The 20008-nt window shown below is 63.8% G+C and carries 20 protein-coding genes; 6 read left to right on the plus strand and 14 right to left on the minus strand.

The window, feature by feature from the left end; translation table 11 throughout:
• Positions 1-42: 42 nt before the first annotated feature.
• Both BLU88_RS03155 and BLU88_RS03160 read right to left on the minus strand, forming a co-directional pair.
• A complete protein-coding gene (locus BLU88_RS03155; RefSeq protein WP_092009921.1) occupies positions 43-1941 on the minus strand; it encodes a helix-turn-helix domain-containing protein in 1899 nt (632 codons plus the stop codon).
• Positions 1942-2060: 119 nt separating this feature from the next.
• Positions 2061-3341, minus strand: coding sequence for a pyridoxal phosphate-dependent aminotransferase (locus tag BLU88_RS03160; RefSeq protein WP_092009923.1), 1281 nt, complete (start codon positions 3339-3341; stop codon positions 2061-2063).
• Positions 3342-3502: 161 nt separating this feature from the next.
• Between BLU88_RS03160 and BLU88_RS03165 the strand changes: the two genes are divergently transcribed.
• The 3 genes from BLU88_RS03165 to BLU88_RS03175 all read left to right on the plus strand — a co-directional run bounded on the left by BLU88_RS03165 (position 3503) and on the right by BLU88_RS03175 (position 5818).
• Positions 3503-4138, plus strand: coding sequence for a TetR/AcrR family transcriptional regulator (locus BLU88_RS03165; RefSeq protein WP_157688947.1), 636 nt, complete (start codon positions 3503-3505; stop codon positions 4136-4138).
• A gap of 109 nt (positions 4139-4247) precedes the next feature.
• Positions 4248-5087 (plus strand): ABC transporter ATP-binding protein, encoded by an 840-nt coding sequence (locus BLU88_RS03170; protein ID WP_092009927.1) that lies wholly within the window; start codon positions 4248-4250, stop codon positions 5085-5087.
• A complete protein-coding gene (locus BLU88_RS03175; protein WP_092009929.1) occupies positions 5084-5818 on the plus strand; it encodes an ABC transporter permease in 735 nt (244 codons plus the stop codon). The genes BLU88_RS03170 and BLU88_RS03175 overlap by 4 nt, the downstream gene beginning before the upstream one ends.
• Positions 5819-5891: 73 nt before the next feature.
• On the opposite strand, the gene BLU88_RS03180 is transcribed toward BLU88_RS03175, so the two are convergent.
• The 12 genes from BLU88_RS03180 to BLU88_RS03230 form a co-directional block, all read right to left on the minus strand.
• Complete coding sequence (locus BLU88_RS03180; protein WP_092009931.1) at positions 5892-7364, minus strand: amino acid permease; 1473 nt, start codon at positions 7362-7364, stop codon at positions 5892-5894.
• 174 nt (positions 7365-7538) lie between these two features.
• The gene (locus BLU88_RS03185) at positions 7539-8114 is read right to left on the minus strand and encodes a GNAT family N-acetyltransferase (RefSeq protein ID WP_092009933.1); all 576 of its coding nucleotides are present in this window, start codon (positions 8112-8114) and stop codon (positions 7539-7541) included.
• Between the two features lie 178 nt (positions 8115-8292).
• Positions 8293-8913, minus strand: a complete 621-nt coding sequence (locus BLU88_RS18485) for an ABC transporter permease (RefSeq protein WP_231939562.1) — start codon at positions 8911-8913, stop codon at positions 8293-8295.
• The gene (locus BLU88_RS18490; protein WP_231939563.1) at positions 8901-9434 is read right to left on the minus strand and encodes an ABC transporter permease family protein; all 534 of its coding nucleotides are present in this window, start codon (positions 9432-9434) and stop codon (positions 8901-8903) included. The genes BLU88_RS18485 and BLU88_RS18490 overlap by 13 nt, the downstream gene beginning before the upstream one ends.
• On the minus strand, positions 9431-10318 hold the full coding sequence (locus tag BLU88_RS03195) for an ABC transporter ATP-binding protein (protein WP_092009936.1): 888 nt from the start codon (positions 10316-10318) through the stop codon (positions 9431-9433). The genes BLU88_RS18490 and BLU88_RS03195 overlap by 4 nt, the downstream gene beginning before the upstream one ends.
• Positions 10319-10420: 102 nt before the next feature.
• Positions 10421-11092: a response regulator gene (locus BLU88_RS03200; RefSeq protein WP_092009938.1), complete on the minus strand. Its 672-nt coding sequence runs from the start codon at positions 11090-11092 to the stop codon at positions 10421-10423.
• Positions 11089-12513 (minus strand): sensor histidine kinase, encoded by a 1425-nt coding sequence (locus tag BLU88_RS03205; RefSeq protein WP_092009940.1) that lies wholly within the window; start codon positions 12511-12513, stop codon positions 11089-11091. The genes BLU88_RS03200 and BLU88_RS03205 overlap by 4 nt, the downstream gene beginning before the upstream one ends.
• 113 nt (positions 12514-12626) lie before the next feature.
• Positions 12627-13217 (minus strand): class I SAM-dependent methyltransferase, encoded by a 591-nt coding sequence (locus tag BLU88_RS03210; protein ID WP_092009943.1) that lies wholly within the window; start codon positions 13215-13217, stop codon positions 12627-12629.
• A 47-nt stretch (positions 13218-13264) separates the two neighbouring features.
• Entirely contained in the window at positions 13265-14116 is an 852-nt protein-coding gene (locus tag BLU88_RS03215; RefSeq protein ID WP_092009945.1) for an anti-sigma factor, read from the minus strand.
• Entirely contained in the window at positions 14113-14775 is a 663-nt protein-coding gene (locus BLU88_RS03220; protein WP_092009949.1) for a sigma-70 family RNA polymerase sigma factor, read from the minus strand. The genes BLU88_RS03215 and BLU88_RS03220 overlap by 4 nt, the downstream gene beginning before the upstream one ends.
• A gap of 130 nt (positions 14776-14905) precedes the next feature.
• Entirely contained in the window at positions 14906-15598 is a 693-nt protein-coding gene (locus tag BLU88_RS03225) for a fasciclin domain-containing protein (protein WP_092009951.1), read from the minus strand.
• 198 nt (positions 15599-15796) lie between these two features.
• On the minus strand, positions 15797-17398 hold the full coding sequence (locus tag BLU88_RS03230) for a molybdopterin-dependent oxidoreductase (protein ID WP_092009953.1): 1602 nt from the start codon (positions 17396-17398) through the stop codon (positions 15797-15799).
• A gap of 108 nt (positions 17399-17506) precedes the next feature.
• Between BLU88_RS03230 and BLU88_RS03235 the strand changes: the two genes are divergently transcribed.
• From BLU88_RS03235 to BLU88_RS03245, 3 genes are all read left to right on the plus strand, one after another.
• Complete coding sequence (locus BLU88_RS03235; RefSeq protein WP_092009955.1) at positions 17507-18010, plus strand: OsmC family protein; 504 nt, start codon at positions 17507-17509, stop codon at positions 18008-18010.
• A 247-nt stretch (positions 18011-18257) separates the two neighbouring features.
• Positions 18258-18944, plus strand: a complete 687-nt coding sequence (locus BLU88_RS03240; protein WP_062860326.1) for a trimeric intracellular cation channel family protein — start codon at positions 18258-18260, stop codon at positions 18942-18944.
• 104 nt (positions 18945-19048) lie between these two features.
• A complete protein-coding gene (locus BLU88_RS03245; protein WP_157688949.1) occupies positions 19049-19954 on the plus strand; it encodes a hypothetical protein in 906 nt (301 codons plus the stop codon).
• The last annotated feature ends 54 nt before the right edge of the window (positions 19955-20008 follow it).

Here is a 20008-nt window from a genome sequence, read left to right on the forward strand (position 1 = left end):
ACGTATCAAACAGAAGATAGTGGCCGTTACAGACATGGGGTTCTATAGCGAGGACCTCAGTTTGTCCAGACGCAGAGCAACCTGCAGGCGAAAACTCATTTCTGGAGCTCGCCACTCTTCGCCGAGCACGAGATCAGCCCTCTCCAGCCGTTGTTTCACGGTGTTTACGTGCACGGACATCCGACTTGCCGTTCGGCGGATGTTCATGCCGGATTCAAAATACTCGCGCAATGTTGAGGTCAGATCTGCAGAGTGTCCCCTATCCCATCGGTGTAACGGCCCGAGCATGTTGTCCATGAACCTTTCGACTTGTTCCGGAGCGGAGCCGAACATCGCAGTGTAGGGGGCGAAGTCTTCTGTGGGATAGAGCCCCATGTATATGCCGAGTGAATTGAGAATTCGAATGCACGACCACATTTCGTTTTCGGCGTTATTCAACTGAGCGCGGGGATACTCAGTTTCAGAGACGATGACCAACGAGCTGTCTAGGGCAGCAGATTCTTTGAACAGTGATGCCAAGGTGGGTCTTTCTTTTCTCACAGAACTCGGGATGAGCACCGTGATCCCGGGAGAACGCTGGGTGATCAGAATCCGTGGCTCGATCCGTGTCAGACGTGCCACGATACGATCGTCTGCTTCGGTGTTGGCTTGTATTGTCATCAGGTGCCAGGGGCCGGCAAGGCTGAAAGTCTCAGTCCGAGAACGGGCTTCGAGTTCGCTGAGCGGTCGGGTGCCGGCGATGATATCAACTGCGAGTTCTCCGCGGACCCGGTTGTCAGCATCAGCGCGGGCCTGTTCATTCATGCGGATAAGTGCCAAAGACTGTGCCGCTTGGGCCACGATGTTCGCATCGCCGTCTGCCGGATCACCATTGAAGCGGACGAAGAGACCGCTGTGCTGGCGACGGTGAGTGACAACAGAGGCGGCGAACAGCTGTTCAGCGCCCGCGACTTGCGCACTTCGACCGGTCTCACGACTGTGTTTCAGCGCCGAGTTGATGTCAGCTTTCTTCACTTTGAGGCCGTCGAAGAATGCCTCGTCATTCGGAAAATTCGGAGAATCGAGACGTCCACTCTCGATGACTACCAGCGCAGCGTCGAGCATTTCGGAAGTGACGTCGAGGACGGCGGAGACTCCGTGGCCCTGCAGCACGAGTTGTGTGAGCTGTTCTTCGACTTCAACGAGTCGTCGGAGCGTGCTGGCCCGCGCTGCAGCCGATTCTTCAGCTTCTGCAGAGGCTCGAGCAGCGTCTGCGAGCTCTCCCATAAGGCGTGCCGTCTTGAGAACAACGGAGGCGTGGTCCGCGAGGGCTGACAACAACGTTATTTCGTCGCTGGTGAAATCATGTGGGTAGCGGTTGGCGGCGAAGAGAGCTCCGAGAACCTCCCCGTCGACAACCATAGGGACTCCGAGAAGCGATTCCATGCGTTCAGCACTCACCGCGGAGTCGACGCGCCTTTCGTGCGGCAGGCTGGTCAGATCGTAATTGGAGGTCCAATGCGCGGCGCGGTCGTGCACGACCTGTCCTGCCAGTCCGATTCCTGGAGGCACGCGTAGTGTCTTGAGCTTGGTCGAAATCGCGCCGCGGCTTGCTTGGACCCGCAGATCATTGGTCTCTGGATAGTACTGGGACAGATAGGCGATGTCGCAGCCGATGAGAGTTCGGGCCCTGTCGACCAGCTTCTGCAGAAGTTTCTTGGTGTCACGGACTCTGATGAGTTCGGATGCGCTTTCGAGTAAGGCCGAACGTTCACGGTCTTTTTGCTTCCACCGTGTCAGAGTCGCTGACAGATCCGAGAATGAGCTGACGAGATCCGGGTTGTTTCGGAACTGGTCTGAAATAGCTGATCGGTCAAGCTCGATCCCACGCGAGAGAGCGTTCAGGAATTCGGACACAGCACGCGCCGACACGGTATTCATCGCATCATCAACCTCAGCCATGGCTACAGTGTCGCAGGGACTCTGGACGTGTCACTCGTCGGGCGCCCAGATAGGACTGGGATGATCGACGTCGTATCGAGCAAGAGACTGTCGTCTTGCTCGATACGACGATCGGCGCTTCAGCCGGCTGCGGCCGTTCCTGCGTGCTCTGTTTCGCGCACGACGGGCAGCTCGCACGTCGTCGGAGCGATCTGCCGGTAGCTGGACAGGAACGTGTCGAGGCGTTCGATCGCCTCGGTGAGCACCTCGACGGAGGGCAGGGTGACGAGTCGGAAGTGATCGGGCCTCGGCCAGTTGAAGGCCGTGCCGTGGGAGACGAGGATCTTCTGTTCGCGCAGCAGGTCGAGGGCGAACTGCTCGTCATCGGTGATGCCGAACTTCTCGACATCGAGCTTTGCGAACATGTAAAGAGCACCGTCGGCCCGGTGGGCCGAGACGCCGTCGATCGAGTTGAGCCCCTCGTAGGCGACCTGCATCTGCGCGCCGAGGCGGCCAGTCGGCAGTACGAGGTCATCGATCGACTGCTTCCCGCCCAGGGCCGCTTGGATCGCGTGCTGGGCCGGAACGTTCGAGCACATGCGCATATTCGCGAGCAGCTTGATGCCCTCGAGGTAGCTGTGCGCCTCGTCCAGCGGTCCGGTGATCGCCAGCCAGCCGGAACGGTAGCCGGCGACCCGGTAGGCCTTCGACAGTCCGGAGAAGGTCAGGCACAGAACGTCGCCGCCGGTGAGAGTGGCCATGTTGACGAGTTCGACGCCGTTGTAGGTGATCTTCTCGTAGATCTCGTCGGAGAAGACGATGAGGCCGTGACGGCGGGCGATATCGGCGATCTTCTGCAGCGTCTCCTTCGAGTACACCGCACCGGTCGGGTTGTTCGGGTTGATGACGACGATTCCGCGGGTGCGTTCGGTGATCCGGGATTCGAGGTCGTCCAGGTCAGGCTGCCAGGCGTCTTCTTCTGCGCAGCGGTAGTGCACGGGTGTGCCGCCGGACAGCGCCACCGAGGCGGTCCACAGCGGATAGTCAGGGCCGGGCACGAGGATCTCGTCACCGGGGTTGCACAGCGCCTGGAGGCTGAGCGTGATGAGCTCGCTGACCCCGTTGCCGAGGAAGACCTCGTCGGTGCCGAGGTTGTGTATGCCGCGGGTCTCGTAGTACTGGACGACGGCGCGGCGGGCCGACAGGATTCCCCGCGAGTCGGAGTAGCCCTGCGTCTCAGGCAGGTTCGCGGCGATGTCCTGGACGATCGCCTCGGGGGCTTCGAATCCGAAGGGGGCAGGGTTGCCGATGTTGAGCTTGAGGATCGTGTGCCCGGCGGCTTCCATCGCCTGGGCCTCTTCGAGGACGGGTCCTCGAATGTCATAGAGGACATTGGCCAACTTCGACGACTGCCTGAACATGTGAACCGCAAAACCTTTCATACGACTGCTGCTACATCCACGCTAGGACCCCCGCCGAGGTGGTTCTGACCAAACAGAGGCCCGTTTCCCAGACCTTTATGCGGTTCGGAGGACCGTTGTGCAGACCTTTTGCAACTGGGCCTCACGATACTCTGGGAAGCATGGCGAATGTGAAGCCGGGGCCCCGCGGAAGGGGGCGCCCACGTAAGGAAAGCGGCAGTGACGCGCGGGCAGCGATCACCGATGCCGCCTCGGCCGAATTCGCCGAGAAAGGCTACGACAAGGCGTCGATCCGAGGCATCGCCCGTCGTGCCCAGGTCGACTCCGCACTCGTCCATCACTATTTCGAGTCCAAGGCCGGCCTCTTCGCGGAAGTCGTCAAGCTTCCCGTGCGGCCGGACCGTATCATTCGCTCGGCCTTGGACGTCTCGGTCGACCGCCTCGGCGAATCACTCGTGCACACGGTGCTCAGCGCCTGGGAGCAGACAAGCGTGAAGTCGATCGGGGTGACCGTTCTGCGTTCTGCGGTGAGCGATTCGGCAGCCGGCCGACTGATCAGACAATTTCTCCTGCGCGAGCTCAAAGGAGCAGTGGCGGGAAGGATCGCGAACGGAGGCGTCGACCGCGCCGAAGCAGATCTGCGGGCCACGCTCGTCCTCACGCAGATGGCGGGTGCGCTCATGTTTCGCCATGTCCTCGAACTCGAACCGCTGGCATCGATGCCGATCGACGACCTCACTGCGCGCCTGACGCCGGCGGTGCAGGGTCATCTCGATGGAGTCGGCGACTCGATGTGAGCCCGAACGGCGGCCGTGCAGGTACCGCTCATCGGTGACGAGACGGCAGACATGAAATCTCTCCGTGAGAACCCTTGACCGGAGCACTCTCGGATGTCATATTCAGCACATGATGAATAAGTCGGTGGAAGCACGAGGGCTGACGATCCGGAGAGGGCGACGGACCGTCATCGACTCACTGGATCTGGATGTGCCCAGGGGCGCGATCGTCGGTCTGCTGGGTCCCAGCGGCAGCGGGAAGACGACGCTTATGCGGGCCGTTGTCGGTGTGCAGATCGTCGCGAGCGGACGTGTGCAAGTGCTCGGCCGGCCTGCCGGATCGGCGGACCTGCGGCATCGGGTCGGCTATATGACCCAGTCGGCGAGCATCTACGAGGACCTCAGCGTGCGGGCGAATCTGCGCTACTTCGCACGGGTGCAGGGAGCTCCGAAGGCCGATGTCGACCGGGTGCTCGAACGCACGGACCTCATCGGGCAGGGCGATCAGTTGGCCCGGACACTCTCTGGCGGTCAGGCTAATCGAGTGTCCTTGGCCGCGGCGATGCTCGGTTCTCCGGACCTGCTCGTCCTCGACGAGCCGACGGTGGGGCTCGACCCAGTGCTGCGCAATGATCTGTGGGATCTCTTTCGTGGGCTCGCCGAAGAGGGGGCCACGCTGCTCGTCTCAAGCCACGTCATGGATGAGGCCACACGCTGTGACCGGCTGCTGCTCATGCGCGAGGGCGCGATCATCGCCGATACGACACCGCACGATCTGCTCGCCGGTACAGGGGCTGCCTCGGCGGAGGAAGCCTTCCTCGACATCATCGAGAAAGACACAGCCGATGAACGACCTGCCGGGCACGGACGTCTGTCGGGGACCCATCTGCTCTCCCGAGACGTGAACGGCAACGGTCGGTCAAGCCACGATCGGCGGGGCCGCGGGACGACGAAGGGAGGTCGGCGATGAACCCGATGCGCACCCTGGCCACGACGGGGCGTGTGCTCACACAGATCCGCAACGATCCGCGCACGATCGCCCTGCTGCTCATCGTGCCCAGCCTGCTGATCGGCCTGGTGGCATGGATCTTCGACGAGACCGAGGTTTTCTCCGACATCGGCCCGGCGATGCTCGCGCTCTTCCCGTTCATCGTCATGTTCCTCGTCACGAGCATCGCGACCCTGCGCGAACGTCGCAGCGGAACTCTGGAGCGGCTGCTGTCGATGCCGTTGGGCCGCGGCGACTTCATCCTCGGATATACCCTGGCATTCGGGCTGCTCGCCGTCATTCAGACGGCCGTGGCCGTCGGCTACGCGACTCTGGTGTGCGGTCTGGAGATCGAGGGGTCCGTCGGACTGCTCTTCGTCGTAGCGATCGCCGACGCCCTGCTCGGCACGGCCCTGGGCCTGCTGGCCAGCGCCTTCGCCCGCACGGAGTTCCAGGTCGTGCAGTTCATGCCGGTGTTCGTGTTCCCGCAGATCCTGCTCGGCGGGATCTTCTTGCCCCGTGATCAGCTGCCTGATGCGCTCGAGGTGATCGGCGACTGGCTGCCGCTCTCTCACGCGATCGATGCCCTGGATGCGGTGTCGACCGGCAATGAGGATGACGCTTATATCTGGCTGCGGGTGCTCTTCATCGCCTGTTGGATCGTCGGCGCCGTCATCGTCGGATCGCTCACCCTGCGTCGCCGGACGCCGTGAGGCGTGACGACGCTTAGGTTGCCTAACTCTTCAGCTGGTTGTCCAGTGTGGTCGGCTGTCTGGAGCCGGGGCGTCAGTTCCGTCCGGACCCCATGGGCTCGGTGCGGTCGGTGAGCGCGTAGGGCCGGCGGCCCTGGCCGCGGATGAAGGCGAAATAGCACAGCCACAGCGCGACGACCCACAGCAGACCGACCCACAGGGCTGGTCGTGAGTCGGGAACGATGCCAACCATGACGACGACGAAGACGATGAACCCGACGGTGATCCACGATCCCACCGGCCACAGCGGCATGGGGAATTCGCTGGGCAGGCGAGCCTCCTCGGCGACTACCTTCTTCATCCGGATATGGGAAGCGAGGATGATCAGCCACACGAGCACCGTGGCGAAGGTGGCCAACGCTCCGAGGAGGAACAGAGCCTGATCAGGGTAGAGATAGTTGAGGACGACGCCTGCCAGCAGCGCGACGATCATCGTCACCACGGTCATCACGGGAACGCCGCCCGGCGAGGTGCGGGCGAAGGACCGCGGAGCCTGCCCCTGTTCGGCCAAACCGTGGAGCATCCTGCCGGCGCCGAAGATGTCGGCGTTGATGGCCGACAGGGCCGCCGTGATGAGGACGACCTGGAGAATGGCGGCCGCCGCAGTGAAGCCGACCGAGTCGAAGATCGCGACGAAGGGGCTGATCTCGGAGGTGATCTGGTTCCACGGCAGGATGCACATGATCACGCCGAGGGTGAGGACGTAGAAGAGGAGGATGCGCACCGGCACCGAGTTGATGGCTTTCGGCAGCACCTGCTTCGGATTCTGCGCCTCTCCGGCGGTGACGCCGATGATCTCGATACCGCCGAAGGCGAACATCACGATGGTGAATGATGAGAGCAGACCCCAGAACCCGTTGGGGAAGAAGCCGCCGTGGTCGAACAGGGCCTGCGGGCCCATCTGATCGTGGTCGGCAATGCCGAAGCCGAAGATGATGATGGCCACCCCGGCGGCGATGAGGGCGATGATTGCAACGATCTTGATGAGAGCGAACCAGAATTCGAGCTCACCGAAGACCTTGACGCCGATCATGTTGATCGCGGCGATGAAGAAGACGACGGCGAGCACCCAGATCCAGCGGGGAACTCCCGGGAACCAGAAGCCCATATATACGCCGATCGCGGTGGCGTCGAAGACGGCGACGAGGACCATTTCGAAGGCGAAGGTCCAGCCGACGAGGAAGCCGGCGAAGGGGTGGATATAGCGGGAGGCATACTGGCCGAAGGAGCCGGAGACGGGGTGGCGGACGACGAGTTCGCCGAGGGCGCGCATCACCATGAAGACGGCGGCACCGCCGATGATGTAGGCGAGCAGCACAGCCGGTCCTGCGGCTTGGATCGACTCCGAGGAGCCCATGAAGAGGCCGGTGCCGATGGCGGAACCGAGAGCCATGAAGCGGATATGTCGGGCGGTCAGGCCCCTGTGCAGGCCGGCGTTCTCTTCATGTCCGTCAGCGTTTGCGTCGCTGGGAAGCGCCTCGTTGCGGTCCTTGTCGGCTGGAGCCATCGGTGTCTGCTGTCCTCTTCTCTCGACTGCCCGCGGCCGCCTCGGCCTCGATGCGATCGACGTACCCGGCTCCACGGCCACCTCAGATTCTCACACCGAGGTGGCGGGACAATACGGGAGCTGGCACAAAGAGTCCGAGATCTCAGAAAATCGGGTCGGACCGGCGGCCGAGAGTCAGGCTGTCTGCCGATCGCTGGAAAGCATCCCGAAGATGAGGGTGTCGGTCCATTCGCCCTTCGACCACCAGTCCTTGCGCAGGTGCGCTTCTTCCCGCATCCCGATCCTGCGAGCCAGATTCGCCGAGGCGATGTTCCGGGAATCCATCTGTGCGAACACCCGGTGGAGGCCGTAATGGTCGAAGGCGACGTTGAGGACCGCGATGGCTGCTTCGGTGGCAAATCCATGGCCGCTGGCCGCCGGGTCGAGGATCCAGCCGATCTCGGCCTTCTCGTCACTGCCGTCTTCGAGCCAGATCGCAATGTCCCCGATGACGTGCGAGCCTTCAAGGAAGTCGAGACCGTCGGCGGTCTCGATGACCAGGGCCAGGGCACGCGATTCGGTATCGAGCCCCGTGCGCCGCATGCGTTCTGAGACCTTGGTCCGGGCCACCTCGGCGGTCCAGGGATCTTCGAGGAGGAACCGGGAGACGTCCTCGCGGGAGAAGATCCGCAGCTGCTCCTCGGCGTCGGATTCGACATAGGTGCGCAACCGCAGTCGGTCGGTGGTCAGCGGGAGATCAAGTGGGTCCATGTGCCTACTCTGCCAGGTCGACCTGTGGAGACGACGAACGATGCCGGTGAATGGCACGATTTCGCGGGTGCGTGGATGAGGTGAGCGAGCGGACGGTCTCCAAGCTGCTCTGTCCTCACACAAGACGGGCAGAGAGAACGTGACACCTGAGTCAAATCTCCGTCCGGCCCGAGCGTCGTCACTTCCTCAGCGCCTGCCCCCACGTCAGCTTCGGTCCCGACTTCAGAATCGAGCGCTCGAAGATCCGCGTGGCCAGCAGCAGGGCCAGCAGAGTGGTGACGATGAGGATGAGCAGGGAGACCAGCGGTTCCCACCAGGCGATCGTGCCGAGGAAGACTCGCATCGGCACTGCCACCGCTGCGGAGAACGGAATGTAGGACAGCACCGCCATGACAGTTTCATTCGACGAGAAGATGATGACGCCCATGTACGGCAGGAAGATGAGCATCATGATCGGCGTGCTCGTCGACGGCAGATCCTCGGTGCGCGAGACCATCGACGCCGCGGCCGCGTAGAGGGCGGCGACCATGACGAAGCCGACGATGAAGAGCGGGACGAACCAGGCGATCGGCTCTGCGACCTTGCCGAGTACGAGGTCGTTTCCGCTGATGGCGGCGCCTGCAAGGACCGCGACCGCGGTGAGTCCGATCTGCGCGAAAGCGAGGATCGTACAGGCGATGACCTTGCCGAACATGAGCACCCGCGCCGAGGTGGACGCGAGCAGGATCTCCACGATCCGCGACTGCTTCTCCTCCACTACGGACGAAGCGATCGTGTTCCCGAACGTCATCGCGGCCATGAAGAACACCAAACCGAGGCCGAGCCCGATGAAGTAGGTGAGCGCTGGGTCAGGGGCGTCGGGATCGAGGAGCTCGACCTCGGGGTGAGGCTGAGCGCCCCGATGAGTGATTCCGGTGCCGAGCGCAGGGACAGCACCGCGACCCCGGTCGGCGAATTCTGCGATTCGACGACTGCTGATTCGACCTTTTCGGAGGTGATCAGGGCTTTCGCCTCGTCGATGTCATCGACGGCGACGGCTTCGATATCCTCGATCCCCTCGATCGCCTTCGCCCCCGCCGAGGTGACCGCCACCTTGTCCGTGGAGGAGAACAATGAGGGCAGCGCTCCGGAGACCCCGACGAGGACACCGAAGAGGATGATGCTCAGAATAGTCGAGACCATGAAGGCCTTCGACTTCAGCCGCACCATGATCTCGCGTTCGATGACGAGCCCGATCGCGGTGGTGAATCCGGCGCGGTTCGTGCCGGCGGTGGGAGTGCGTGGGCTGTCGGCGGTCGTGGTCGTATCGATGGTGCTCATGCCTGCGTGACCTCCTGGAAGAGACGATTGAGAGCAACTTCGTGCGGAGCGAAGGACGACACTGAGGAGACGGTGAGCGCTTTGCGCAGAACCGCCTCGGCAGAATCGGCATCAGGAGCCGTGAACCTGGCCCAGTTGCCGTCGAGTTCGATGACGGAGATATCGGGCAGGCCACGCACCCAGCCGAGGTCGGCATCCGTCTGCAGCGTCCACTCGGGCATGCTGCGCTGACGGCGCAGTTCCGAGGTGGTGCCGGCTGCGACGAGGCGGCCGTCATTGATGATGACGAGATCATCGACGAGGCGTTCGACGAGGTCGAGCTGATGGCTGGAGAAGAGGACCGGGGCACCCGAGGAGGCAAAGTCGGAGAGGACGTTCAGGGTGCGTTCGACGGCTACGGGGTCGAGACCGGAGAACGGTTCGTCGAGGACGAGCGCCTGCGGATCGTGAATGAGGGCCGCGGCGATCTGGACCTTCTGCTGATTGCCGAGGCTGACCGATTCGAGGGTGTCGGTGGGTTCGCCTTTGAGCTCGAGCTGTTCGAGGAGCTCGAGTCCGCGCTTCTTCGCCGTTTGGCGGGTGAGTCCGTGGAAGCGGGCGAGGTAGACGAGCTGATCGATGATCGGCATCTTGGGGTAGAGACCGCGTTCCTCGGGCATGTAGCCGATCGCGCTGCGGTGGTCCGCGGCGATGGGGGTGCCGTCGACGAGGATGCGCCCGGAATCTGCGGCCAGCACGCCGAGGATGATCCGCATGGTCGTGGTCTTGCCGGAGCCGTTCGAGCCGACGAAGCCGGTCATCCGACCGTCGCCGATGTCGAAGCTGAGGTCGTGCAGCACCTGCTTGTCGCCGAAGCTGCGGTTGATGTTCTCCAGGGTGATCATGTCTCAACGCTATGCGGAGACCGGTGCGAGCGGATCAGTCTTAAGGGTGAATTCGGGGCCCTCATTGCGGGGGAGGGGACAGAGATGGGCAGATGGGCGATCCTATTGTGTTCTGTCCTGCTCACCGATGGCTATGACTCCGTTCTCGTACGCCCAGATGACCGCGTGGATGCGATCGCGGATGCCGAGTTTCGACAGCAGGTTCGACACGTGTGTCTTCACGGTCGCCTCACCGACGAAGAGGCTCCCGGCGATCTCGGAGTTGCTCGCCCCGGTCGCCACCAGTCTCAGCACTTCGAGCTCCCGTTCGGTGAGCTGCTCGAGGTCCGGGGCGGTCGGTGCAGCCGGTTCCGGGGTGGACACGGAGCGTTCGATGACCCGTCGGGTGACCTCGGGGGAGAGCAGACCGTCCCCGGCGGCCAGAGCGGTGACTGCGTCGATGAGCTGCTCGGCCTCGGCGGTCTTGAGCAGAAACCCACTGGCGCCGGCAGCGAGTGCGCGGAACAGGAAGTCGTCGCGGTCGAAAGTCGTGAGCATGAGGACGGCTCCGCCCGAGCCGCGGCGGACGATCTCCTCTGTCGCCTCGAGCCCGTCCATGACCGGCATCTGCACATCCATGCAGATGACATCCGGGGACAGTTCGAGCGCCTTATCGATGGCGACCTGCCCGTTCTCGGCCTCACCGACGACTGTGATGCCGTCTTCGGACTCAAGGATCGTACGGAAGCCGGTGCGGACCATCGACTGGTCGTCGACGAGGAGGACTCGGATCATGTGGCTGCCTTTGCTGGAGTATCAGAGGACAAGTGATCTGCGGTGCTGCGCGGGTAGGGGATGCGGGCGCGGACGAGCCAACCGCCGCGGGACTTCGGTCCTGCCTCGAGGTTGCCGCCGAGAGCGCTCATGCGTTCCCTCATCCCGACGATGCCCAGGCCGAGCCCTTCGCTCTTGGGCCGTCCCTGGGTGCCGGATGGGATCTCAGTTGAACCAGATCGGACGGCGCCACCGACCGAGCGGGCATCGCTGATCTCCACCTCAAGATCGGTGCTGCCATAGCGCAGTCGCACATCCACCTCGGCGCCGGCACCCGCGTAACGAGAACAGTTGGTCAGGGATTCCTGAATCACGCGGTAGATCGACATTTCGGTGATCGGAGTGAGCGGGCGAGGTTCCCCGATCGTCGCGTACTCGACAGTTTGATCGAATCGCCTGGCCGATTCGATGAGTTCCGGAAGGTCGCCGAGGCTGGGGTTGCCTTTCGTCGATGCCGCCGTAGCGGCGTCGGCCAGATTTTCAGCCGTTTGGCCGCCGGGCGCGGCTGTGCCGCCTGTGGCGGCGGTGACGTCGGTCGACGAGTCTGTGTCGCGCAGAGTGTAGACGAGAGCTCGGAGTTCGTCGACGGTCTCGCGAGTCGAGGATTCGATGACCTGGAGCGATTCCTTGGCCTTGTCGGGGTTCTTCTCAAGGCTGCGACGTGCAGCGGCGGCGTGGATGCCGACCCCGGCGATATGGTGGGCGACTCCATCGTGGAGTTCCCTCGCGATGCGCACCCGTTCGAGGTCGAGGGCTTGCCGAGTCAACTGCTGCTCCTGTTCACGGACCTCTTCGTTGGCCGCACGGAGTTCCTCGAGCAGTCGCCGCTGCTTCCACGCCCGGTTGCCGAATAGCCACGCTCCACCGAAGAAGACCGTGTTGATCAGGAAAGTCACCCCGGTAGCCGCGGCGAACTGGACGAAAGTCAGGTCGCCGAGATCCTGGAACTGCAGGGCCGCCGAGACGATGACATAGATGAGTATGGCCAGGCACAGCAGACAGCGTGAAATGAACGCGGCACGTTGACTGTAGCGAAACGCGCCGATCGCATAGACCGAGGTGAAGAGGACGATCTGAGAGACGCCGGGTTCCATCATCTGTAGGATCTGCGCGGTGACGTAGAGCGTGGTGATGAACCATGCGACGAAATTCGGGAAACGACGACGCCACAGCAGGGGAACGGTGACTGCGATGGAGAGCACGCAGACAACCCACAGCGGTGCTTTGAACTCCCAGAACCCGCTTCCCTCATAGAGGACGGCGAAGATGAGCGAGCCGGCGGCCAGCGCCGCGACGAGCCAGAGGTCGGACCGGTTCGGCTTGCGAGCCGCGGCCGACAAGCATGCCGAGGTCCGTGGTTCTCTCGTCTTGTCCTCCGTCATCCTTCCAGCCTAGACAGTGCCGCGCCCGGCCGGTATCCGCCGCAGTGGGGAATTCGCGGAGTGGTGCTCCCACCGGTGGTGGAGCAGGGGAACCGAGACCTCAGCGCTGTCTCTCAACTCTGCTTTTCAGCGACGATGACTGACAGATCATGGTGCTGCCAGTGCACGTGGGTGGTCAGTCCCGCCTCGGCGAGCCAGGTCAGCTGCTCATCGAGGGAACTGGGAGTGTCATCGATCCAGTCGATCGGAGTGACGACGTCCGCCGAATCGGCGGGTACGACGAGGTCACCGAGGACGAACCTCCCACCGGGCTCGAGCACCGCGGCGATGCGGGCGAAGGGGCCGGCCTTTCCGGTGCCGTCGAGATGATGGACGGCGAGCATGGACATGACCAGATCGAACGGCCCGTCCGGCAGCGGTTCTTCCAAGCGACCCGACTGCAGTCGGGTGCGTTCCGGGTCGAGAGTCGCCTCGGCGGCTGCGAGCATCTCGGAACTCGCGTCGACACCCAGCAGTTTCGCCTCCGGCAGGGCTTCGAGAACGCGCTGTGCGGTCAGCCCGCTGCCGATGCCCAGATCGAGGATCGACGCAGGTGCTCCGGTGACCGCCGCAGCGGCCACCTCGGTCTGCAGGCGCGGGTAGTCGGGGATCTCTTCGGCCATGAGCGCCAAGTAGGTCTCCGGGTCCCACTCGAAATCGGACATATCAGCCCCTTCGCCGCCGATGCCAGGAAGCTTACTCCCCGCGCCTGTCAGAGGTCGATGGCGACGATCGGATCCGTGGTCGGCTGCTTCGAGCCGCCCTCGGGCTCGACGGTGATGCCGAAGACGCTGCCCGAGGCGAACGTCTCGCCGGTGATGGTCACCGGTTTGCCCGACATCAGGCCGGCGCTTTCCGGGCCGTCGGCGCCGATGACCCACATCTGCATCGACTTTCCGGCCGGTGGCTGCCCGATGTCTTTCGGACTGAGACGGATGAGCTGCTCGCTCTCGGAGGAGAGCACTGTGACGGACCCGCCCTCCGGCAAGTCTGAGGTGCTCGTCTTCAGGTCGCTGGCTTCCATGAGGCGAGCCGAGTCATCGAGCTGCTGCTGAGTCGCGGCCAAGTCCTCTTCCAAGGAATTCTGTCGCTGATTCTGCTGCCAGACGGTGGCGCCGAGTCCTGCGGCGACAACGATCGCCGCCGCAGCTGCCGCCCAGGGCAGCCAGGAACTGCGGCCGGACTGCGGCTCACCAGCGCCTTCTGCGCGGGCATTGAACCGGCGGGCCTCCCGATGTTCGGCAAGCGATGCCGGAGCGGCCGGCTCATCGGTGAGGGCATCCGCATCGACCGACGAAGTCTCAGGCTCGACAGTGGGTGAGGTCTCCGGTGCCGACTCCTGTGCGTGGTTCTCAGGGATCGACAGAATCGCGTCTCGAGTCGCCGAGCTGACCTCAACCGGTTCATCGGACGCGGCTGCTTCGGCCATGACGTCGGAATAGGCGGCGACCTCGGCGCGGAAGTCGGCATCGGACTCGGCAAGTGCCCGAGCTTCGGCGAGTTCGGAGTCGCTGAGCCCGCCGAGGGCCAGGCCGGCGGCCAGATAATCACGATCGGTGCTCATCGACTCGCCTCCAACTCGTCTCGCAGCTTCTTCATTCCGTCCCTGATCCGTGACTTGATGGTACCCAGCGGCACCTTGAGGTCCTCCGAGATCTGAGCGTGAGTCAGACCCTGATAGAAGGCCATGACAATTGGCCTGCTCTGCTCCTCGGGGAGGATCTTCAACGCCGAGAGCGTGCGGTCCGACTCCGCCCGGTCGATCACGGTCTGCTCGACTTCCTCCACCGCTTCCGCAGAGGTGCGCAGCCCGTCGGCGAAGTCACGGTCCTGCTGGGACTGAACGCTGCGCACACAGTCGATGGCCCGTCTGCGACACAGGGTGACCAGCCATGCCCTGCCTGTTCCTCGGGCCGGGTCGAAGCCCGAACACCGCGTCCACACCTCGGTGAAGCATTCCTGCAGGACCTCCTCGGCCAGTGTTCGGCTCCTGACTATCCGGAGGATCACGGCCATGAGGATGCGCGATTGGGTGGTGAAGAGTTCGTCGAACGCGGACCGATCGCCTGCGGCGATCCGCAGCAGCAGGTCACCGCTGGGGTCCGATGCGGTGGCCGCCTCCGCCGAGGCGATTCCGGCGTCGGCGGAGGCCGGTGGGTGGTTCTCCTGCCGATCGGACCCTGGGGGCCCGTGCCGAAACGCCGTCGGATCGTCTGAGCTCATTGATCAATCATGTCATCCCTCGGACTTCGCGTCGTGGACCGTCCAGGGGGTGGGGGAAGAAGACGGTGGCCAGGGCCCGATCGCGATAGCATTGATCGTTCCCCGGCCACCACCGTTCGGTGTGTCGTCGTCACTTCTCCGGCATCATCACGGCGTCGACCATGTAGACCGTGGCGTTGGCGGTCTTGACTCCGCCGCAGACCAGTCCGGCATCGTCGAACTTCATGTCCTCGCCCTCACCGGAGATCTTCACCTTCGAGCCTTCGACGGTCTCGTGCTCACCGGCGATCTCATCGGGGGAGAGCTGTCCGGGGATGACGTGGTAGGTCAGTACCTTCGTCAGCTGGTCCGAATCCTTGGCCAGGGCATCGAGGTCGTCCTTCGGCACATCGGCGAAGGCGTCGTCGATCGGGGCGATGACCGTGAACTCGTCGCCGTTGAGGGTGTCGACGAGGTCGACATCGGGATTGAGTTTGCCCGAGACCGCCTTGGTCAGGGTCGTGAGCATCGGGTTGTTCGAGGCGGCAGTGGCGACGGGGTCCTGGCCCATGCCCTCGACTGATCCGGCCCCGTCCGGGTTCTCCTTGGCGTAGGCCGAGCAGCCCTTGCCGACGAGGTCGGCATCGGCCATGGAGGCGTCGCCGGATTCCTCGGGCATCTCGGACTCGCCCGAGTCAGCGGGCTGAGATTCGGAGCTGCCCGAATCCGAGCCGGACTCCTCGCCTCCGGAGCCGGAATCCATGCCACAGCCGCTCAGAGCCAGAAGGCCGATGGCGCCGGCCGAGAGAATGGTGGCGGTGCGTGTGCGAAGCAGTGTCTTCATTGTTCTTCTCCTAATCAACAGTGATGCGTATTCGCGCACAGCTGTGAAGTGATCTCCATTGCTCGCTGTGTACTGGGTATTCGGTGCGGTGCCCGGTTCGGATGGGTGGATGGGGAGGAAATCTTAAGAGTTTCTTCGCCGAGGCTGCCCTGGCGGTTCAGCCGGGAGTTTCCGTCCAGACGATTCCGTGGGGGGTCGTCATTCGACGCGGAATTGGATGTGGTGGTGCCCGGTGGCCGAATTCGGGATCGAATCCCGACGTTTCGCTGTCTGCACGGTCCCGTCCTTGTCCGTGGCACGCACGGTGAGGGTATGTGAGCCCGCTGCCACCTCGGCGAATTCGGCCCGCCATTGTCGCCAGGTGTCGATCGTGACCTCCTCGGCCAGATCCGCTTGCGTCCATTCGCCGTCGTCGAGCTTGACCTCGACGCGGTCGATCCCTGAACGCTGCGCCCAGGCGGTGCCGCCGACCCGGATGTCGCCGGCAGGGACCTTGGCCAAGGGCCCCGGCACCTCGATGCGGGAAGCGACGAGGATGGGGGCCTTGGCATCCCACCCGCGGTCGGTCCAGTAGGCGGTCTTCTCATCGAAGCGGGTGACCTCGAGTTCGGTCACCCATTTCGTCGCGGAGACGAAACCGTAGAGTCCGGGAACGACGAGACGGGCGGGGAATCCATGGATCGGGGTGAGCGGTTCGCCGTTCATTCCCACCGCCAACAAGGCGGCGCGATCATCGGTCAGCGCACCGATCGGAGTCGAGGCGGTGAATCCGTCGAAGGAGTGGGAGAGAACCATATCAGCTTGCGAGCTCGGGCGTGCTCGGGTGAGGAGTTCGCGCACTGGATAGCCGAGCCAGGTCGCGTTGCCGACAAGGTCCCCGCCGACGGGATTGGACACGCAGGTGAGCGTGATGTGGTGTTCTTCCAGCGGCAGATCGAGTACGTCGGCCATCGTCAGGGTCACCTCCTCCTCGACCATGCCGTGGATGCGCAGGGACCACTGTTCCGGGTCGATGACCGGTGGTGAGAGCACCGTGTCGATGCGGTAGAAGTCCTTCGCCTCGGTGACGAAGGGGACCGTCCCCTCGATGTCGGTGCTCGCGGCGACAGGGATCGCGGCCGCCTTCTTCGCAGGGGTGGGCAGAACCAGTTTGGCCACCGCTGCTCCGGCCTCCTGTGTGAGGGAGACGAGGGTCTGGCCGGTGGCGATGGTGACGGCCCCGATGGCACCGACGACACCGGCCAGGCCGAAGAAACGGCGGCGGCTGAGCGGATCCGAGGTTCGCGAACTACGCGCGTCATCGTGCGCAATACTGTGCGCGACATCGGCACGGTCGTCCTCCTCGGCGGGGGTTGCCGGTACCCCGAGACGCAGCAGCAGGATGAATACCGTGATGCCGACGGCGATGCCGATGAGCGTGGGAATGACGTCGAAGGCACCCGCCTCGGGGCGGATGATGATGACGATGACTGGGACGAGCCCGGCGACGACCAGCAGTGTCGTGGCCAGACGCCGGCGCGAGGCGGCCAGGACTCCGACGAGGCCCGCGACGACGATCGCACCGAGGCCGGTGGAGAGGACGAGGACGAGCTTGTCGTTGTCACCGAACAGGGCGATGACGGGTTTGATAGCCGCCGGGGGAGCCAGTGGGATGATCGCCTGACCTAGGGTGAGCAGAGGTGCTGCGCTCGGGGTGAAAGCACGCGCGATGAGGTCGGCGAGACCGAACATCATGACTGCGGCGACGATGCCTGACACGGCGCCGCGGAAACGGTGAGCTGGACGGGTTTTCCGATTCATAGTGATCATTCGGAGCCACAGGGACGGCGGATGGGTCTGCGGCATTCGTTACTGACCATTCACTGAAACGCCAGTGACCTTGTTGCGTGCCTGTCGTAGCATGGTGCAATGACTGAGAAACCCGGATACGCCCAGCCGCAGGCTCCGACCGGAGATGCGGACGAGCCGAAGAGCTCGAGTGCGCCGATCTACACCGCGAAGGTCGAGAACCTCGGTGGCACCTCGGGTGAGGTGCGCGTCGAAGACGGCCAGACCCTGCCCACCGCCCCGACCTCACGGGTCGAAGAGGGCAACAACCCGGAACAGTTCCTCGCCATGGCCTGGTCGACGTGCCTCGGCGAAACGCTCAAGGTCGTCCTCGCGGTCAATGAGATCGAGGCGCTTTCACGCGTGCGAGTCGAGGTCGAACTGCATAACGAACCGTCCGGAAACGGCTTCTACTTCGCTCCGAAGGCGTTCATCTCCATCGAAGGGGTCTCGGACACCGACGCCGAGAAGTACGCCGCCCGCGCCCACGCTCGCTGCCCCATCTCCAAACTGCTCATGGGCAAGGGCACCCCGGTCGTCGAGATCGAACCGTACAAGAACCCGGACAACTTCCAGCTCAGCTGAATCAGCTGAGCGGAAATGGGGAGGCCCCAACTGTCGCTGGTCGGGGCCTCTTCCGTCGGCACTTGCGCTTTGCCTGCGGGACTCCACGGCAACGTCGGCGGAGATCTGCGCCAACTGAACGGCCGCCTCGGCGAGGGGGAACGGTTCGCCCGTGAATGGCCAGCCTGCCGCTGTACCGGATTACAGTGGCTGGTAGGACGTTCGGCACCGAGCCGGGCACGGATCGACGAGACGAGCCGAGGTGGAGATGAACCTGCAGGAGTTCCTGTTCCTCGCGCTCGATCTCACCGGCACCTTCGTCTTCGCAGTCTCCGGAGTGCTGCTGGCAGCGCGACGCAATTTCGACATCACCGGCGGGTTGGTGCTTGGCACGATGACGGGCATCGGCGGAGGCATGATCCGCGATGTGCTTCTCGACCGGGTGCCCAACGCCATCGGCCAACCGATCTACCTCGCCCCGCCGGTGATTGCGACCCTGCTCATCTACATCATCGGCTCCCACATCTCCCGGGCACGGATCTGGATCGTCGCCTTCGACGCGATGGGCCTCGGCCTCTTCAGCGTCACCGGCACGACGATCGCGCTCGCCGCCGGGACGAACTATCCGGCGGCGCTGCTCATGGGTGCGCTGACCGCGTGCGGCGGCGGACTCATGCGCGATGCCGTGGCCAGTGAGGATCCGGCGATCTTCCGCGGCACCGACCTCTACCTCATCCCCGCCCTGTTCGGCTCGGGGCTGACGATCATCGCCGAGGTGACCGGACTGTTGGGTGCCATCGCCTCACTCATCATCGCGGCTGCCGCTTTCGGCTTCCGCATGCTCGCCTGGAAGCTGCAATGGCGGGTGCCGCAGCCGATGCGGCAATGGTCGTACCGGGACACCGGGCAACGGGTGAAGAAGAAGCTGCCATCCGTCTTCCGGAAACCGGACTGAGGGTGTGGCTTGTGGGATGGTGCTTGACCGGTTGAGGTCCGCGGTGTCGGATCTGAAACATCGAGACCGGTATCAGTCGCCCGTGTTTGTGCGAGGATGAAATCATGAGTGAGACACCGCCCGGACCACCGCCACCGGGGCCGCTTCCGTTGCACGAGGAGGAACCGGTCCCGACGTGGACACGCGACTTTCTGCGCGTCCTGGGCCTCAACTTCGTCGGTGCGCTCTTCTTCACCTTTCTCATCTGGTTCGCCTCGACCGGGCTGATGCTGCAGCAGAATTTCGAAGTCATCGAAGCGAACGCAGTCTGGATGGGGATCTGCGCCGGAATTCTGGCCTTCTTCTTCCCATTCCTGTTCATGAAGCACAAGCGACCGGACGACGGATTCCGGCGTGAGGGCCTCATCCCGCTGGCTCTGCTCAACGTTCTCGCCTCCGCAGCGATCGGCTCTCTGGTGGCGCTGGTCTGGCCGTTCTTCCTCGGTGAGCGAGCCGTTCCCGGAACGGTTGCGGCGGAACTCAATGCCGATCCGGCGAGCTTCTTCCTCGTCCTGCTCTTCTTCATCGGCGGAATGGCGTGGAGCATGTGCCTGATGATGCCGATGATGATCGGCGGCTACAAGGTCGCCCTGTGGCTCCTGCTGCCGTATCTCGGATTCGTCTTCCTCATCGGCTTCGCCGGTGTGAGAGTCTTCGACAATCCGCCGAGCCTGCTCACCACGCTGTTCTGGGTGGCCATTGCGCTGACCGGTCTGGCAGCATTGACAGTGCTCGCGGCACTGCGCAATGTCATCGACAAGCCGAAGGCCCGGATGACCGCGGCTGAACGCGATGTGGCCTATCAAGGGTACCTGGCGGATCGACGCCGGCGCGGACTGACGAACGAGAATCCGCTGCCGGGCATCGACGGACCCCAGCAGCCGCCGTGGCAGCCGCCTCGGCAGGGCCCGTCCTATCCGTCTCGGCAGCCTCCCTCTCCTCCGCAGACTCCCCACGGCCCGCAGCGGTGAATGCTCGCAGCTGACTCGTCGGTATGGACGCGGCCTTTCCCACCTGGAAAAATG

It is taken from the genome of Brevibacterium siliguriense (genome assembly GCF_900105315.1).
Taxonomy (GTDB): Bacteria; Actinomycetota; Actinomycetes; order Actinomycetales; family Brevibacteriaceae; genus Brevibacterium; species Brevibacterium siliguriense.

What these genes read in the sequence shown, in the direction of transcription:
- BLU88_RS03155 (WP_092009921.1), bottom strand. Translation starts at nt 1,941, where the DNA reads ATGGCTGAGGTTGATGATGCGATGAATACCGTGTCGGCGCGTGCTGTG.
- BLU88_RS03160 (WP_092009923.1), bottom strand. Translation starts at nt 3,341, where the DNA reads ATGTTCAGGCAGTCGTCGAAGTTGGCCAATGTCCTCTATGACATTCGA.
- BLU88_RS03165 (WP_157688947.1), top strand. Translation starts at nt 3,503, where the DNA reads ATGGCGAATGTGAAGCCGGGGCCCCGCGGAAGGGGGCGCCCACGTAAG.
- BLU88_RS03170 (WP_092009927.1), top strand. Translation starts at nt 4,248, where the DNA reads ATGATGAATAAGTCGGTGGAAGCACGAGGGCTGACGATCCGGAGAGGG.
- BLU88_RS03175 (WP_092009929.1), top strand. Translation starts at nt 5,084, where the DNA reads ATGAACCCGATGCGCACCCTGGCCACGACGGGGCGTGTGCTCACACAG.
- BLU88_RS03180 (WP_092009931.1), bottom strand. Translation starts at nt 7,364, where the DNA reads ATGGCTCCAGCCGACAAGGACCGCAACGAGGCGCTTCCCAGCGACGCA.
- BLU88_RS03185 (WP_092009933.1), bottom strand. Translation starts at nt 8,114, where the DNA reads ATGGACCCACTTGATCTCCCGCTGACCACCGACCGACTGCGGTTGCGC.
- BLU88_RS18485 (WP_231939562.1), bottom strand. Translation starts at nt 8,913, where the DNA reads ATGGCCGCGATGACGTTCGGGAACACGATCGCTTCGTCCGTAGTGGAG.
- BLU88_RS18490 (WP_231939563.1), bottom strand. Translation starts at nt 9,434, where the DNA reads ATGAGCACCATCGATACGACCACGACCGCCGACAGCCCACGCACTCCC.
- BLU88_RS03195 (WP_092009936.1), bottom strand. Translation starts at nt 10,318, where the DNA reads ATGATCACCCTGGAGAACATCAACCGCAGCTTCGGCGACAAGCAGGTG.
- BLU88_RS03200 (WP_092009938.1), bottom strand. Translation starts at nt 11,092, where the DNA reads ATGATCCGAGTCCTCCTCGTCGACGACCAGTCGATGGTCCGCACCGGC.
- BLU88_RS03205 (WP_092009940.1), bottom strand. Translation starts at nt 12,513, where the DNA reads ATGACGGAGGACAAGACGAGAGAACCACGGACCTCGGCATGCTTGTCG.
- BLU88_RS03210 (WP_092009943.1), bottom strand. Translation starts at nt 13,217, where the DNA reads ATGTCCGATTTCGAGTGGGACCCGGAGACCTACTTGGCGCTCATGGCC.
- BLU88_RS03215 (WP_092009945.1), bottom strand. Translation starts at nt 14,116, where the DNA reads ATGAGCACCGATCGTGATTATCTGGCCGCCGGCCTGGCCCTCGGCGGG.
- BLU88_RS03220 (WP_092009949.1), bottom strand. Translation starts at nt 14,775, where the DNA reads ATGAGCTCAGACGATCCGACGGCGTTTCGGCACGGGCCCCCAGGGTCC.
- BLU88_RS03225 (WP_092009951.1), bottom strand. Translation starts at nt 15,598, where the DNA reads ATGAAGACACTGCTTCGCACACGCACCGCCACCATTCTCTCGGCCGGC.
- BLU88_RS03230 (WP_092009953.1), bottom strand. Translation starts at nt 17,398, where the DNA reads ATGAATCGGAAAACCCGTCCAGCTCACCGTTTCCGCGGCGCCGTGTCA.
- BLU88_RS03235 (WP_092009955.1), top strand. Translation starts at nt 17,507, where the DNA reads ATGACTGAGAAACCCGGATACGCCCAGCCGCAGGCTCCGACCGGAGAT.
- BLU88_RS03240 (WP_062860326.1), top strand. Translation starts at nt 18,258, where the DNA reads ATGAACCTGCAGGAGTTCCTGTTCCTCGCGCTCGATCTCACCGGCACC.
- BLU88_RS03245 (WP_157688949.1), top strand. Translation starts at nt 19,049, where the DNA reads ATGAGTGAGACACCGCCCGGACCACCGCCACCGGGGCCGCTTCCGTTG.